Below are 12778 nucleotides of genomic sequence, written 5' to 3'. Positions count from 1 at the left end.
AATAGAAGTGCAACTGAATATTGTGAGGGTGGTTGGTTGTCGCTCTTCTTTCTTTTTTGGAAAGGAGGTGATAATCATGGAAACATTTCTTGAAATTGTTCGTGAAATTTTGAAGGGTATCGTGCGAGAAGTAGCTGCATTTACCTTTCGAAAAAACGTACTAGATCAAAAGAAAACCACCATCGCTGAACTGCACCCCAATTGTTAGACACAATCTATCAATTGGAGGTGCAGTTTTTTGTGACCAAATTTACTTCTGAAGAGAAAATCCAAGCAATTATTCGTTATGAAATGGGGGCTGAAAGTGTTAAAGCTATTGCGAAATCCATAGGAGTACATCATTCCATTTTATTAAATTGGATTAAGCAGTATGAATACCATGGTGAAAACGCCTTTAATAAACTCTATACATCCTATACAACACAGATTAAACTAGACGTACTGAATTATATAAAAGAGACAGGGACGTCTATAAGGGAAGCTGCTGCTATATTTAACATTGCAACACATAGTACCATACAAAAATGGCAAAAGAGTTTCGAATTACAAGGAATAGACGCCCTAGAGGAAGCGTGGGGACGGTTCCCCTGCTTCCTCAAAAAGGAAAGAGGCAGGGACAAAAACTAGCCTCTATAAATAAAAAAAGTGAAATCACCCTGTCGATTTCACTTTTTTTATTTTACTTTTGGTTGAGAAGCACGGGCGGTTCTGGTGCTTCCCTATTGGTTTTTTAGTATACGTTTAAAGTCTTTTATTTCGCTTTCATGCTTCACAGACCTAGCTGCTAAAGTATCAATAACCCTTTGTTGCTCATCTAATGTATCTTTAAGTTCATCTGTCTTTACATCTATATGTTTCTCGACGCTTTCAAAGTATGGTCCAAGACCATTAATAAGATTATCTTTAATACTCGTAACTTCTTTCTTTATTTCTTGCTGTCCCTCTTTAAGTTCTTTTAATTCATTGAGAATTAATTTTAAAGCTTCTTCCACTGAAATCACTTCGACTTCCTTTTTTATATTATATTATGATTGATTTAGCATGAGGAAGGGTGACTGTCATCACCCGTAGAGAGAGTCGTTGAGATTTTTTTGAGGAAAGGTGTCTGTTTTATCTATGCAATTGAATAAAGTACTTAATTTCAATTATTCACAGATCTTTTGATTGAATCCATTGAAGATTCCTTTTAGAGTTAAAGCTGAAGGTGGATTTTTAGCTTTGCAAGCTCTCTTTCATTCTTTGCTGCCTTCTCCCAAATATGGTCTTGATCTGCTTGCATATCTGCAAGCTTTGTTAGAATTTCATTACGCATGGCGTTTTGGTCATTTTGTAATTTGTCTATTTTTACGTCCATCGTGTCTAATCTTTTATCCATCGCATCAAACCTCTTATCCATCGAGTCTAATCTTGCATCCATTGCATCAAATCTCTTATCCATTGTGTCTAATCTTGCATCCGTTTTGCTTTGTTGCTCATTTAAGTTGCCAACCATAGAAATTAGTGTGGAAAGCATTTCTTCTATTTTATCCAAACGGCTATTATCCATCTTTATCACCTCCTTATTGAAACTAGTATACCTTATTTATCCCTTTTAAGGAAAGATACATTCATTTCCAAATGAAGCACGGGTTGGTTCTTATGCTTCCCAAGTAGACTTGAGAGATACTGAAGAAAGCAGAAGAACCGCTCTGCTATTTTCACCTCTCTTTTATCCCAAAATTCCTCCTCTCCTTACGGTAATGCTCATTCGATCGAATCAAAGACATTGCCTCCCATAAGGATGATTCTGAAATCTGTGCTTCCCCATTTAGATCTGCAGTCGTTCTTGCTAGACGAAAAAGCTTCACTTGCACTCGATTGCTCCACTGCTTTTTGATGGCCATTTGCTGCATGAGCTGCTTCACTTTTTCTGAGGGAGGAGAAGTTTTCATTAAAATGTCATAAGAAACTCTTCCATTACACATGTCCTTTCCATAGCGTTTGGATTGTCGATTACGTGCCTCCCATACTCTTTCTCGGATTATTGCTGATGTATCATTGGATTCGTTTTTCGTTTTTTCCATATTTACAGAGTTTAGAAAAAGAGTGATATCAAATCTGTCTCGAATCGGTCCTGACAGCCGATTTTGATAGGATTGGATTTGCTTCGGTGTACATGTACAGTAGTGGGTATTTGACCCTAAATAGCCACATGGGCAAGGGTTCATCGCACCGACCAATAAAAATGCGGCAGGATAAGTGACAATGGAGCGCGCACGACTTATCGTTACCTTTCCTGTCTCAATCGGTTGGCGCAGCATATCAAGTGTTTTCTTTGAAAACTCAGCCATCTCATCTAGGAATAACACGCCTCTATGGGCTAATGAGATTTCCCCTGGTTTAGGATTTTGCCCTCCACCAATAATTGACACACTTGATGCAGAGTGATGTGGACTTCGAAAGGGCGGCTGATGCGTTAAGCCAAATTCCATGCCTACTAATTGGTATAGGCTCACCTTTTCAAGCTGGGATTCATTTGATAGTGGGGGCAAGATCGTTGGGAAGGTTTCGGCCAATAAACTTTTTCCACAGCCTGGTGGACCAGTCATGAATACATGATGTTCACCTGCAGCAGCAATTTCAAGCGCTCTTTTAGCAAACGGATGACCAATGATATCAGCGAAATCTTTATCAAAGCTTTGCTCACTATCGTTAGAAGCTTTTGGCGTATGAAGAGGGAAAGTGGCTTGTCCAGATAGATGTTGAATAACTTCTTGCAATGAGGAGACGTAGACGATTTCTAGTCCATCCATTTTTAACTCAGGAAGGCTAGCATCATATGGCATATATAGAAGAGAAAATCCAAGTTTCTTTGCAGCAAGTGCGGCTGCTAGTATTCCTTCAAAAGGGAGAATGGTTCCATCTAAGGAAATGGCTCCGATAAAACAGGTTGTTGCAGGAATTGGGGTCTTGATCACTCCGATGCTCTTTAAAAGTGCAATCGCGATTGGAAGGTCAAAAATTGGCCCATTCTTTTTTTGTTCAGCTGGTGATAAGTTGATAATCGTTTTTCGATCACTTATTCGATGACCAAGTGTATGGAGAGCAGAAGTGACACGTTCTCTCGATTCCTTCACAGAGGCATCAGGTAATCCAACAATTAGAAAGGATTCAACCGCAATTAATGTTTGAACTTCTACTTGAACGCGGTAGCCTTCCACTCCTTTTAAACCGATACTCAATATTTTTGAAATCATTGCTAAGCTCCTTTTCTATGCTTTAAAAATAAGGTTAGCAGATACACCTAGAATTCTTGCTGCTTGTCTTTGCGAAACCCCTTCGATTCCTTTTACCTTTTGTAAGAGGCTATTTCGTTCGATTCTCGGTAGACTTTTTACATGGGTAATTTCAATGCCACATAGTAATTTCTTAATCGCTAATCTTGCTTCATCATCTGATAACCTAATTCGATACACATCATCATCTAAACATTGATCATTATTTTGTTGTTCATTAAAATCTCTAAATTTTTCTATAGCGACGGCCATATTTGTTGAATACATTTTTAAGATCATCTCTTTATCTAAGAAATTGGTGGAAGATTGTTGTTCATAATATGCTTGGCAGCTACTCCATCTCCATTGCTCAACTGATTGGACAATACGTGCTTTCACTGGATTTTGATGAATATATCTGACGACCGTTCGCAAATATTGCTCCGTTTCTACATTTTCACTTTTGAATCGATCCTGATAAAGATGTCCCGTTGTTCGATACTTCCAGTTATAATACCTAACATAGCTTACAGCCACTCGTTTCATGGCTGTTGATAACTCTTCATCCTCTTCCTTCAATAGGAGATGTACATGATTGCTCATTAAACACCAAGCATACACCTTCAATTGTGATTTTTTCTTCACCCTTTCTAAAATATCAATATACCTTATCCGATCTTCATCATCGTGAAAGATCTCTTGTCTGTTCGCTCCTCTCCACATAATATGATAAATCCCGCTTTTGCTTTTCTCCCTAGCCCTGCGAGGCATGTGATCACCTCAAATTCGTGATTTTTACTTTGAAGAGAAGCACGGGGACGGTTCTTGTGCTTCCTCCGAAAAGTATTTAAAAGAGGGAGGGAACCATCCCACTGCTCCCCGATTAATTCTTCTAGGAAGCAGGAGAACCGTCCCCCTGCTTCACTTTATAATCTGAACCTTCCTAATCGTTCTGTCTTCCATTGCTACTATTTTAAACGTTAAATTATTTCTCTCGATTACTTGGCCCTCTTTCGGGAAGTCGATCAGTTCCTTCAATAGATAACCCGCAAGAACATCCTCTTCTTCGGGAATTTCGGTATAGAAAATAGTATTTAAACGATGAAGGGGTATTTTGCCATCACAGATGATTTCTGTTTCTGTTAATTTTTCAACAAGTGCTTCGCCTTTGCGATCCGTTTCATCTTCAATTTCGAAACCAAGCATTGCCTCTATGACATCTTCATGCGTTAGAATTCCTTCTGTTCCACCGTACTCTTCTAACACGATGGCCATATGCTTTTTTTCCTTAGTCATTTTATTTAATACCCATTCAATCGAATGAAATTCATAGACGATTAATGGATTCGTATCACTAAATGCTACCAACGGTTTCTCTGGTTCTGTTGACCAAGAGATTAATTGTTTTGAATGAAAGACAGCAATAATATCATCAATATTCTCATTATAAACGGGATATCTTGTATACGGACTTTGCATTACGATATCCCTTACTTCTTCAAAAGTAGCCGTACTTGGAAAAGCAAGAATATTTACTCTTGGTGTTTTCAATGCATCTTTTACATTTAAGCTATAGAAGTCCAAAACTCCTTTAATCCGATGAGATTCCGCCTGATTAAACGTTCCTTCCGAATCGGCAATATCGACCATCGTACGTAGCTCTTCTTTCGATATGGATGCATCATTGGACTGTCCCTTGGATAATGCTCTTGTAATGAATCCAGTCAGCGAATTAAGTACGATTGTTATCGGTTTAAAAATAATAACAAAGAATCGAATGATGGGATAAACAAGAAATGCAATCCGATCGGGAAATGCAGCTGCTACTGATTTGGGAAGTACTTCAGAAAAGATGATAATGATAACCGTTAAAATCGCAGAAGCGAGCCCCACATTAAATCCATACTGAATTGCAAGTGTTGTCACAAGTGTTGGAAGCAATATATTAGCAATATTGTTTCCGATTAAAATCGTCGTAATAAATTCACTAGGCTTCGAAACTAAATTTAGCAGGTTTTCTGCCTTTTTATCATGGTTACTAGCCTTCGTTTGTAGCCTCATCTTATTGGTAGCTGTCAATGCCGTTTCACTTCCTGAAAAGAAAAATGAAACAAATAACAAAAAAATGATCGCAATGATCACTAAAAATTCCTCCCTAAACGATGTAAAAGTTACTTATTAGTATGTATTAATTATAATGGATTATCAACTTTGGAAGCATGGGGACGGTTCTAGTGCTTCCACAAGTATATGAATGGCTTTAAAAGAGTGAGAGAATCATCCACTGCTCCCCGATTAGTTCTTCTAGATTTACTCTGTATCCATATGCTATATTTGCTGAAGAAGGTATGCTCGCATACGTTAATTGCTAAGTCAGAGCCATAGTGCAGCATGCTAGGAAACCTTCATTATAGACAACATAAGATAGAACAATGAGGTGTTTGTTATGGCGAAAAAGGGAATGCTGATCTTCATTTTACTTTCCCTCCTCCCTATTTGCTTTGGTGTGTATTATATGCTTTTTAATGAAGTCCAAAAAAATGAGACAAATTCTATTGAAGAAGAAAGCAAGGAACCTTCAGATAAGGAAGAACATAAAAATAGAGTAGAAGAGGAAAACAAACAAGATATGGTTGAAGCTTCGAATGATCATTTAAAAACAGATAATGGAGAGGAATCCATTGATTCTTTTCTACCGATGGATGACATTGATGATGAGGCCATACGAAAAGAAGAAGAATTAAATGGAATGGATACAGAGGTTCATCTAGCTGAAGAGCCATATGATCTACCAGAGGGAGCAAATATTATTGAACATGGATCAAATCGGCATCTGGAAATACTTGCTGAACAATTTGTAATGATGCACTTTGATCTGACTGATAAACTCTTAAGCTATCATGGAGAATTTATAAGTAGAGACAATCAATATGCAAAGGTAACCGTATTAAAAACGGATTTTCGGAGTCTTGAGAAGGAAAAATTCAATGTCATTCTATCACTACAAGGGCAAATACAAGCTATTTCTTTACAGGTTATTGATAATTACTAGGAAGCGTAGGGGGGGCTTTTTGTTTCCACAAGTTTATGAATGACTTGAGGGAAGTAAGAGAGCCGTCCTTATTTTCTGGGGTTTTAGTTTTTCCGCTTTATGCTTTATAATGGTCTTAAATAAATTTAAGTGGGTGATCTAATGGAACCGATCATAATTGAACAAGATGATATTAAAAATGCAATACAATCTGGTCATTCATATATCCAAGTTGGTAATAAGAAATTCTTACTGTTGGAAGTGGAAGAAATAAATAATTATGGGTACTATGAGGTTACTGATCCTGAAGAAGAAAAACAATTATCTGCAGCCATAAATGAAAATAACCCAATTTTATCTGAAGAAGAAATTGAAAAGATGATAGGAAATTAATTTATGAAAGTATTGTGGAGAAAGTCAGCAATTGAGTCGTTAATAGAGTTAGATTTGTGGAGAAAAGGTATTGAGCTGTCATCAATTGCAGTATACTTAAAAGACACAATACAAGCCTATTTCGAACGTCAAGACTTTTCTATTTATATTCCTGGACGTCAGGTTCTCATCCAATATATGCCTGTTGATCTTCGCGTGGTACTCATATCTGTTGGTAAATCAGATCCTTACAAGGTTTTTTACCGAATTACTTCTAACCAAATTGAAATATTCCTGATTCGCCACCCGCATCAAAGTCCAATAGGTTAGAAAATTAATTGGCCTCTCATCCCCTTGATTTTCATTGAACGACGAGGAAAGCTAGGGGGAGGTTTTTGTGATTTCTAATATGACACGAAAGACAATGAAGGAAGCCGGAGAACTGTCCCCCCTGCTTCTATGAGGGGAGCAGGAGAACTGATTCCCTGCTATTGATAGATTGTATTAAATAGCGCATTAATTATCCCCGTATGGATCGGTCTCACCGGTATATTGTGTAAATCCATTATATCCATCATAGGTATAGAATAAATTTCCTTCATCATCAACTTTAGTAATATCCACTAATACGACAACTTTTCTAGGGCTTTTAATATCCAAGTAAACAAGGCTATCTTTAATGATAGTCTTGCTATCTGCTAATTGATATTGTAAATACATACTTAAATCTGCATTAGTACGTTGAATACTTTTACTTGTTAATTTAAGAGTCTGTCCTGGTTTAATTTGTTTAATTTCACCTAACTCTTGAAAATGAATATTTTCTAAATAGCCAAATGAGAATGTAAGGTTTGTGATATTCTCTTCGCTTGAATTTTTAACCTCGATTGTTACTCCTTTATCGTATTTCTTAAATTTACCCTGATCTCCACCTAATATGAAGTAGATGATTTCATTTAATATGATTAAAAAGAGGAAACCTAACAATGCGATGCCCATTAAAAATATTATTATTTTTTTTATTCTAGTTATTTTAGTTGTCATAAGTACGCACCCTCTATAAACGTCGTTCTACCCATATATATGTCAACACAGCAGGGAGGAGAGTTCTCAAGGTCCTCCCCTTAGAATTTTATTGATTGTATTCTGTGCTTTTATCATCGAGGGTTTCTTTGTGATCTTCCTCTTTATCTACTTCATCTACCTGTTCTCCCAGTTTTTCTTGCACTTGCCCTTGTACAGTTTCAATTTTATCCTCTAATTCATTCAGCAACTCTTGTTTTCTTTCGCTGAATATCCCTCTACTTTTGTCTTGTTTTATTTCACTTTCAAGTGTATTTTTTTTACGTTCTAATTGGTTGGATACTTGATCCAATGTTTTTGCTTGGTCAAAAGTGGTTGCTTGTGTGATTAACTTCTCCTCATCTGATTTAGGTTCAGATGAAGCTTTTTCTTCTTTGCCTTGACCTAATGCTTTATTGCGTTCCTCTAATTGTTGCTTAGCAATTTGTGCGTCTATATCTGCAATTTGTTTGTTAAACTCCTTTAATTGTTCTTCAATGGTTGATAACTCTTTCCCTGAATCAATGGTACGTTCTGTTAAATTATTTTTCATTTCCATTATGGATTCACGTTGCTTCATTAGACTATCAATCATTGAATTTGCCTTGTTGTTCTTCCCCCCATTGAATAATTGATGAGCTTGTACACTAATACTGATATTATCCTTATTATTTGTGTTATTCTGCACTGCATCGGTAGCTATCATTTTTGTTGGAGCAGAGGCTGCCCACTGTCTATGTATGGATTCATTGTTAAATGAGATTTTCACAGCAAATCTCTCCCTTCATTATGTTTATCGGTTGAATATGGGATATTTAAACAGTTGTCGTTGAGGAAGCCGAGTGTGGTGAGGTGGTTTTTACGCTTCCTACACGAAAGGGAGCAGCCGAGCTGATAAATAGACGGAAAAACTCCGCTTATATCATGATTTTTAATAAAAAAAGAGTAAATAAGCGGAAAAACTCCGTCTATTTACTCGAAAAAGTCAAAATTAAGGGATTTTTCATTGAATAAGCGGAAGAATTCCGCTTATTTCTCCTAAAACAAGCTTCTTTCAGCAATTAAGCGGAAAAACTCCGGTTATTTTGCTAGATGCAAAATCACTGTATGTTCCCGTGTAACGTTATCGTCTATAAGCATGTGATTTAGCTTGATATTGATCTTATAGTTTCGGCTTTTCTATTTCAAAACCGAACTATTTCGTTCGTAGTACTTCTCTTTTTTTTATACATAAATAAACCCTCTATATTAGGGGATTTAGTAATGTAAGGGGACATTTCCTGTGCTTCCGAGTACAAAAAATACTGGAAGGAAGCATGAGAACCGTCCCCCTGCTTTCCTTCTGCTTTCCCTTAAATCTTAAACCGTCCAACTAGCTTCTGCAATTCCTCCGCCATATTAGACAAGGCGTCAGCAGAAGATGTAATTTCCTCCATCGATGCTAATTGTTCCTCAATAGAAGCGGATACGCCTTGTGTACCAGATGAAGTAGCTGCGGATACGTCTGTAATGGTCTGCATCGAATGTGACATTTGCTCAGAACCAGCCGCCATTTGCTGCACGGCGGATGATACTTCTTGGATTTGAGTCGTTACTTCAATAATCGTACGCTCGATATGTTTGAAGGATTCCCCAGCGGTGTTCACGATGCCTATACCAGATACAACTTCATTTGTCGTCTCTTCAATGGAATCAACGGCTTTATTCGTTTCTTCTTGAATCGAAGAAATTAACTGAGAAATTTGCTGTGCAGAGTGTGCAGATTGTTCAGCTAGCTTTCGCACTTCATCCGCCACAACAGCAAATCCTCGGCCATTCTCCCCAGCTCTTGCTGCTTCGATAGCTGCATTTAACGCTAATAGATTTGTTTGTGCCGCAATTCCTGTAATAACCTCAATAATTTGATCGATTTCTTTTGAACGTTCGCCTAACCCTTTGATCACGATCGATAGTCCATTAACTGTTTCGTTGATAGAATTCATCTGACCAGTCGCCTTTTCTAATATTTGGCCACCTTCAGAAGCTCTCTCAGTCGCATCAATAGCAGTCGAAGAAACATTTTGCGCATTTTGGGCAATTTGTTGGATGCCAATCGCCATTTCATTAATTGTTTGCGATGTTTCCTCCACACTATGAACTTGTTTATTCACCCCATCCGCAACATCTTGCATCGTCTCGGTGATCTGTTCCGTTGCGTGCGTCGTTTGCTCTGCACTTGCTGTCAATTGTTCAGATGAAGCGGCTACTTGCTCCGCATTTAAGCCTACTTGATGGATGAGTTCACGGAGATTATGAGACATTTGATTAAAGGAATGGGCTAACTCCCCAATTTCATCTTTATTCTTCACCTTCACCTCATCAACAGTAAGATCTCCTTCAGAAATTCTCTTTGCCATTCCTGAAATGTTGACGACTGGCTTGGAAATGATTCGTCCTAAAAAGATCGAAATCATTACACCAATTACTAGTGAAAGGATTCCTAACGTGAGGATGAGGGTCTTAATGCTTTCAACTTTTGCTGTCGCACCTTGATCACCCTCCGCTAGGGCTGTACTTTGATAAGCGGCAAGTTTTTCTATTTTGTCATCAAATTGACCGACAAGTTTGCGACCGTCTTTATCGATTAACCTTGTATACTCATCTATTTTGTTTTGTTGTTTTAATAAAATAGCTTTTTGCGCGAATTGAAAATATTCATTTTCGATCGCATCTACTTCTTTAAGAAGGTCTTTGTTTGTTTGATTCGTTAAACTTTTGAATAGCTCATCACTGCGTTTACGGTACTGTTCACGTGCGTTCGAAAAAGTATCTAAGGCAGTAGCATCTCCAACGATTAAGTACCCTCGTAGACCAACCTGTTCCTGCTTAATTACTACATCCAATTCTCTGATCTCAAGCATCTTTGCCACCCGATCATCGATTAAGTTTGTATACGTATCATCAACATTGGAAATTTGATAATAAGCTACTCCTACGATTACAGCTAATATAGCTAGTACCGCAAAAAATCCCCCGAATAATTTTTTACCAATTGTCATTTTCATAGCTAGATCCCCTCTTTTGCTGTTTTGGTAAATATTCATCCTGTATCTTACATTTGTGAAGACATACTTATTTCTTTATCACCAACAATCTATATATATTAAAAGAAAGCAGTCGAAAAGTGATTTAAAATAAATAGAATCATACATCCCTCGGCTGCTAAAAAGAGAATAGGAAAATCTAATTATAAGATAAAAGAACTAGATGAATTAAGAAAATGCCCAATTGCATAATTTTACCTGTCATACTTTTGAAACCTTTGTTACATAATTTTATGGGGAAGCGAGGGGACGGTTCTGGTGCCTCCATATAGAACACGAAAGAAGCTAATTAAGAGAAACATCTTTTTGTTTTCGAAATATACACAAAATTGTAACACTTATGGACTAGTAGAATTGGTATGGTTAAAATGAGCTATTTTGTCTATAGCTCTTGTACGAGAAATGAATGGTTTGGAGGGGGGAAATGTCAATGAGAAGTACATATAAAAAGCCAAGAGCATAATGATCCTGGAAGACGATGCTCTTGGCTTGGGTGTTGGATATACCAACTATGTTAGTATATCCCTTTTTGGAAAATTTTCAATAGAAAAATTTTTACAAAGGAGAATGCTAGTCATGACAATTTTTAATCATTATATTATTTATCACAAAACAATTTTATTTTTAGGTGAGTATCATACATTTGGAAACCTGTATACAAGAGTTGTTGAAAGCAATCGGACATTTCTTGTAACAATGACACCTTTGCAATTATTGGATTATTCGATTAAACACACAGGGTCTGATTTAAAGGGAGCGATCAATTCGGCACGTTTTCTCCTTGGAAAAAAGTGCATGTACCCAATTATTGTGAATTCACAACAGGGAGTTTGCGTGTTTCCGACTATTTCTACAAAGAGAGCTGAGTGTATCTATTTTAATCCTAAGCACATTTTTGGAATAAAAGACAATAAAGGGAACACAGATGTGAAGTTAAGTAACGAACACACGATTACCGTTGAGAAAGGGTCTCTCTCCTTTTCCAATAAAGTTGACCGAGCTAGAAGATTCCTCGATATGATTAAAAAAAATGGTGAAAAAACAATGGAAATAAGGTTAGAACCTAAAATGGAAAAGCCAATTATTAAAGAGGAAAACGGAAAATACAATTTCAATTGTTTGAATGATGAATGTCCTCAAAAAAGAAATAATGAATAAGTACAAACATAAAAGATGATTTTTTCATAGAATAAGAAGAGATATTCTTAAAAATCCAATTAGACAGGAGGGACAATCTTGGCTAAATTCTTTATTGACCCAGGGCATGGGGGGACAGATGTTGGTGCTGTCGCGAATGGATTACAGGAGAAAAATCTAACATTGGCCATCGCGAAAAAAATACGCGATTTTCTTTTGCAATATGAAAATACAGAAGTGAGATTAAGCCGCGATACAGACAAAACATTATCACTCAAACAGCGTACAGATATGGCTAATGCTTGGGGGGCAGATTATCTCATTTCCGTCCATATTAATGCAGGTGGAGGAACTGGATTTGAAAGCTATATTCATACGAATGCCAGCAAAGCCTCTGTTAATTTCCAGAATATCATCCATCCAGAAATTGTGAAGCAATTGGATTTCACAGATCGTGGGAAAAAGCGGGCGAATTTCCATATGGTAAGGGAATCCAACATGCCAGCGATCCTCACAGAAAATGGGTTTATTGACACTCAAGCAGATGCAAATAAGCTAAAGCAGGATGCTTATATAACTAGAATAGCTCAAGGTCATGTGAACGGTGTAGTTGAAGCATTTCGATTAAAGAAAAAAGGAGGCTCCACTGTGGCAGAACAAAAATTAACAGCAGCACAGGAAAAGGTTAGACAGGAAGCCATTCGTTTAGGCATTACAGATGGAAAGAATCCTTTTCGTGAAGCCAATCAGTTCTATGTATGGGCATGTCTCGTGCCTTTAGCACAGAGGATTGAGGAGTTGGAAAAGAAATTGTAAAAGGTGGAATGAAGAAAGCCCTT

15 protein-coding genes are annotated in these 12778 nt (G+C 37.2%); 7 read left to right on the top strand and 8 right to left on the bottom strand.

All coding sequences use genetic code 11. The annotated features are described in order from the left end of the window. Window positions 1–76: 76 nt before the first annotated feature. Together J2Z40_RS20040 and J2Z40_RS14410 are read left to right on the top strand one after the other, a co-directional pair. A complete protein-coding gene (locus tag J2Z40_RS20040; RefSeq protein WP_281064489.1) occupies window positions 77–208 on the top strand; it encodes a hypothetical protein in 132 nt (43 codons plus the stop codon). Between the two features lie 32 nt (window positions 209–240). Next, window positions 241–627, top strand: a complete 387-nt coding sequence (locus J2Z40_RS14410; RefSeq protein WP_066398131.1) for an IS3 family transposase — start codon at window positions 241–243, stop codon at window positions 625–627. Window positions 628–719: 92 nt separating this feature from the next. Here J2Z40_RS14410 and J2Z40_RS14405 read toward each other — a convergent pair whose 3' ends face one another. The 5 genes from J2Z40_RS14405 to J2Z40_RS14385 form a co-directional block, all read right to left on the bottom strand. Continuing rightward, window positions 720–1001 carry a hypothetical protein gene (locus J2Z40_RS14405; protein ID WP_066398124.1) on the bottom strand — a complete coding sequence of 94 codons (282 nt, stop codon included), beginning with the start codon at window positions 999–1001 and terminating at the stop codon, window positions 720–722. A 191-nt stretch (window positions 1002–1192) separates the two neighbouring features. Further along, window positions 1193–1546, bottom strand: coding sequence for a hypothetical protein (locus J2Z40_RS14400; RefSeq protein ID WP_066398122.1), 354 nt, complete (start codon window positions 1544–1546; stop codon window positions 1193–1195). A 151-nt stretch (window positions 1547–1697) separates the two neighbouring features. Next, entirely contained in the window at window positions 1698–3236 is a 1539-nt protein-coding gene (locus J2Z40_RS14395) for a YifB family Mg chelatase-like AAA ATPase (RefSeq protein ID WP_066398120.1), read from the bottom strand. A 15-nt stretch (window positions 3237–3251) separates the two neighbouring features. After that, entirely contained in the window at window positions 3252–4025 is a 774-nt protein-coding gene (locus tag J2Z40_RS14390) for an REP-associated tyrosine transposase (RefSeq protein ID WP_066398119.1), read from the bottom strand. A 150-nt stretch (window positions 4026–4175) separates the two neighbouring features. Then, a complete protein-coding gene (locus J2Z40_RS14385; RefSeq protein ID WP_066398117.1) occupies window positions 4176–5396 on the bottom strand; it encodes a CNNM domain-containing protein in 1221 nt (406 codons plus the stop codon). Between the two features lie 304 nt (window positions 5397–5700). On the opposite strand from J2Z40_RS14385, the gene J2Z40_RS14380 reads away from it, so the two are divergent. The 3 genes from J2Z40_RS14380 to J2Z40_RS14370 all read left to right on the top strand — a co-directional run bounded on the left by J2Z40_RS14380 (window position 5701) and on the right by J2Z40_RS14370 (window position 6987). After that, a complete protein-coding gene (locus J2Z40_RS14380) occupies window positions 5701–6306 on the top strand; it encodes a hypothetical protein (RefSeq protein ID WP_066398115.1) in 606 nt (201 codons plus the stop codon). Between the two features lie 141 nt (window positions 6307–6447). Next, on the top strand, window positions 6448–6678 hold the full coding sequence (locus tag J2Z40_RS14375; RefSeq protein ID WP_066398113.1) for a hypothetical protein: 231 nt from the start codon (window positions 6448–6450) through the stop codon (window positions 6676–6678). A gap of 3 nt (window positions 6679–6681) precedes the next feature. Continuing rightward, on the top strand, window positions 6682–6987 hold the full coding sequence (locus tag J2Z40_RS14370; protein ID WP_066398111.1) for a hypothetical protein: 306 nt from the start codon (window positions 6682–6684) through the stop codon (window positions 6985–6987). A 186-nt stretch (window positions 6988–7173) separates the two neighbouring features. Here J2Z40_RS14370 and J2Z40_RS14365 read toward each other — a convergent pair whose 3' ends face one another. The 3 genes from J2Z40_RS14365 to J2Z40_RS14355 form a co-directional block, all read right to left on the bottom strand. After that, the gene (locus tag J2Z40_RS14365; RefSeq protein ID WP_066398109.1) at window positions 7174–7701 is read right to left on the bottom strand and encodes a hypothetical protein; all 528 of its coding nucleotides are present in this window, start codon (window positions 7699–7701) and stop codon (window positions 7174–7176) included. Between the two features lie 88 nt (window positions 7702–7789). Further along, window positions 7790–8488, bottom strand: coding sequence for a hypothetical protein (locus tag J2Z40_RS14360; RefSeq protein ID WP_066398106.1), 699 nt, complete (start codon window positions 8486–8488; stop codon window positions 7790–7792). Between the two features lie 583 nt (window positions 8489–9071). Continuing rightward, window positions 9072–10763, bottom strand: a complete 1692-nt coding sequence (locus tag J2Z40_RS14355; protein WP_066398104.1) for a methyl-accepting chemotaxis protein — start codon at window positions 10761–10763, stop codon at window positions 9072–9074. 615 nt (window positions 10764–11378) lie between these two features. Between J2Z40_RS14355 and J2Z40_RS14350 the strand changes: the two genes are divergently transcribed. Beyond that, window positions 11379–11960 carry a competence protein ComK gene (locus tag J2Z40_RS14350; RefSeq protein WP_066398102.1) on the top strand — a complete coding sequence of 194 codons (582 nt, stop codon included), beginning with the start codon at window positions 11379–11381 and terminating at the stop codon, window positions 11958–11960. Window positions 11961–12038: 78 nt separating this feature from the next. Next, a complete protein-coding gene (locus J2Z40_RS14345) occupies window positions 12039–12755 on the top strand; it encodes an N-acetylmuramoyl-L-alanine amidase (RefSeq protein WP_066398100.1) in 717 nt (238 codons plus the stop codon). Window positions 12756–12778: the final 23 nt, after the last annotated feature.

The organism is Cytobacillus eiseniae, from assembly GCF_017874625.1.
Taxonomy (GTDB): domain Bacteria; phylum Bacillota; class Bacilli; order Bacillales; family Cytobacillaceae; genus Cytobacillus; species Cytobacillus eiseniae.
Note: the sequence above shows the minus strand (reverse complement) of the source record. Positions and strands in the feature narration are given on the sequence as shown.

What these genes read in the sequence shown, in the direction of transcription:
- J2Z40_RS20040 (WP_281064489.1), top strand. Translation starts at nt 77, where the DNA reads ATGGAAACATTTCTTGAAATTGTTCGTGAAATTTTGAAGGGTATCGTG.
- J2Z40_RS14400 (WP_066398122.1), bottom strand. Translation starts at nt 1,546, where the DNA reads ATGGATAATAGCCGTTTGGATAAAATAGAAGAAATGCTTTCCACACTA.
- J2Z40_RS14395 (WP_066398120.1), bottom strand. Translation starts at nt 3,236, where the DNA reads ATGATTTCAAAAATATTGAGTATCGGTTTAAAAGGAGTGGAAGGCTAC.
- J2Z40_RS14390 (WP_066398119.1), bottom strand. Translation starts at nt 4,025, where the DNA reads ATGCCTCGCAGGGCTAGGGAGAAAAGCAAAAGCGGGATTTATCATATT.
- J2Z40_RS14380 (WP_066398115.1), top strand. Translation starts at nt 5,701, where the DNA reads ATGGCGAAAAAGGGAATGCTGATCTTCATTTTACTTTCCCTCCTCCCT.
- J2Z40_RS14375 (WP_066398113.1), top strand. Translation starts at nt 6,448, where the DNA reads ATGGAACCGATCATAATTGAACAAGATGATATTAAAAATGCAATACAA.
- J2Z40_RS14370 (WP_066398111.1), top strand. Translation starts at nt 6,682, where the DNA reads ATGAAAGTATTGTGGAGAAAGTCAGCAATTGAGTCGTTAATAGAGTTA.
- J2Z40_RS14365 (WP_066398109.1), bottom strand. Translation starts at nt 7,701, where the DNA reads ATGACAACTAAAATAACTAGAATAAAAAAAATAATAATATTTTTAATG.
- J2Z40_RS14355 (WP_066398104.1), bottom strand. Translation starts at nt 10,763, where the DNA reads ATGAAAATGACAATTGGTAAAAAATTATTCGGGGGATTTTTTGCGGTA.
- J2Z40_RS14350 (WP_066398102.1), top strand. Translation starts at nt 11,379, where the DNA reads ATGACAATTTTTAATCATTATATTATTTATCACAAAACAATTTTATTT.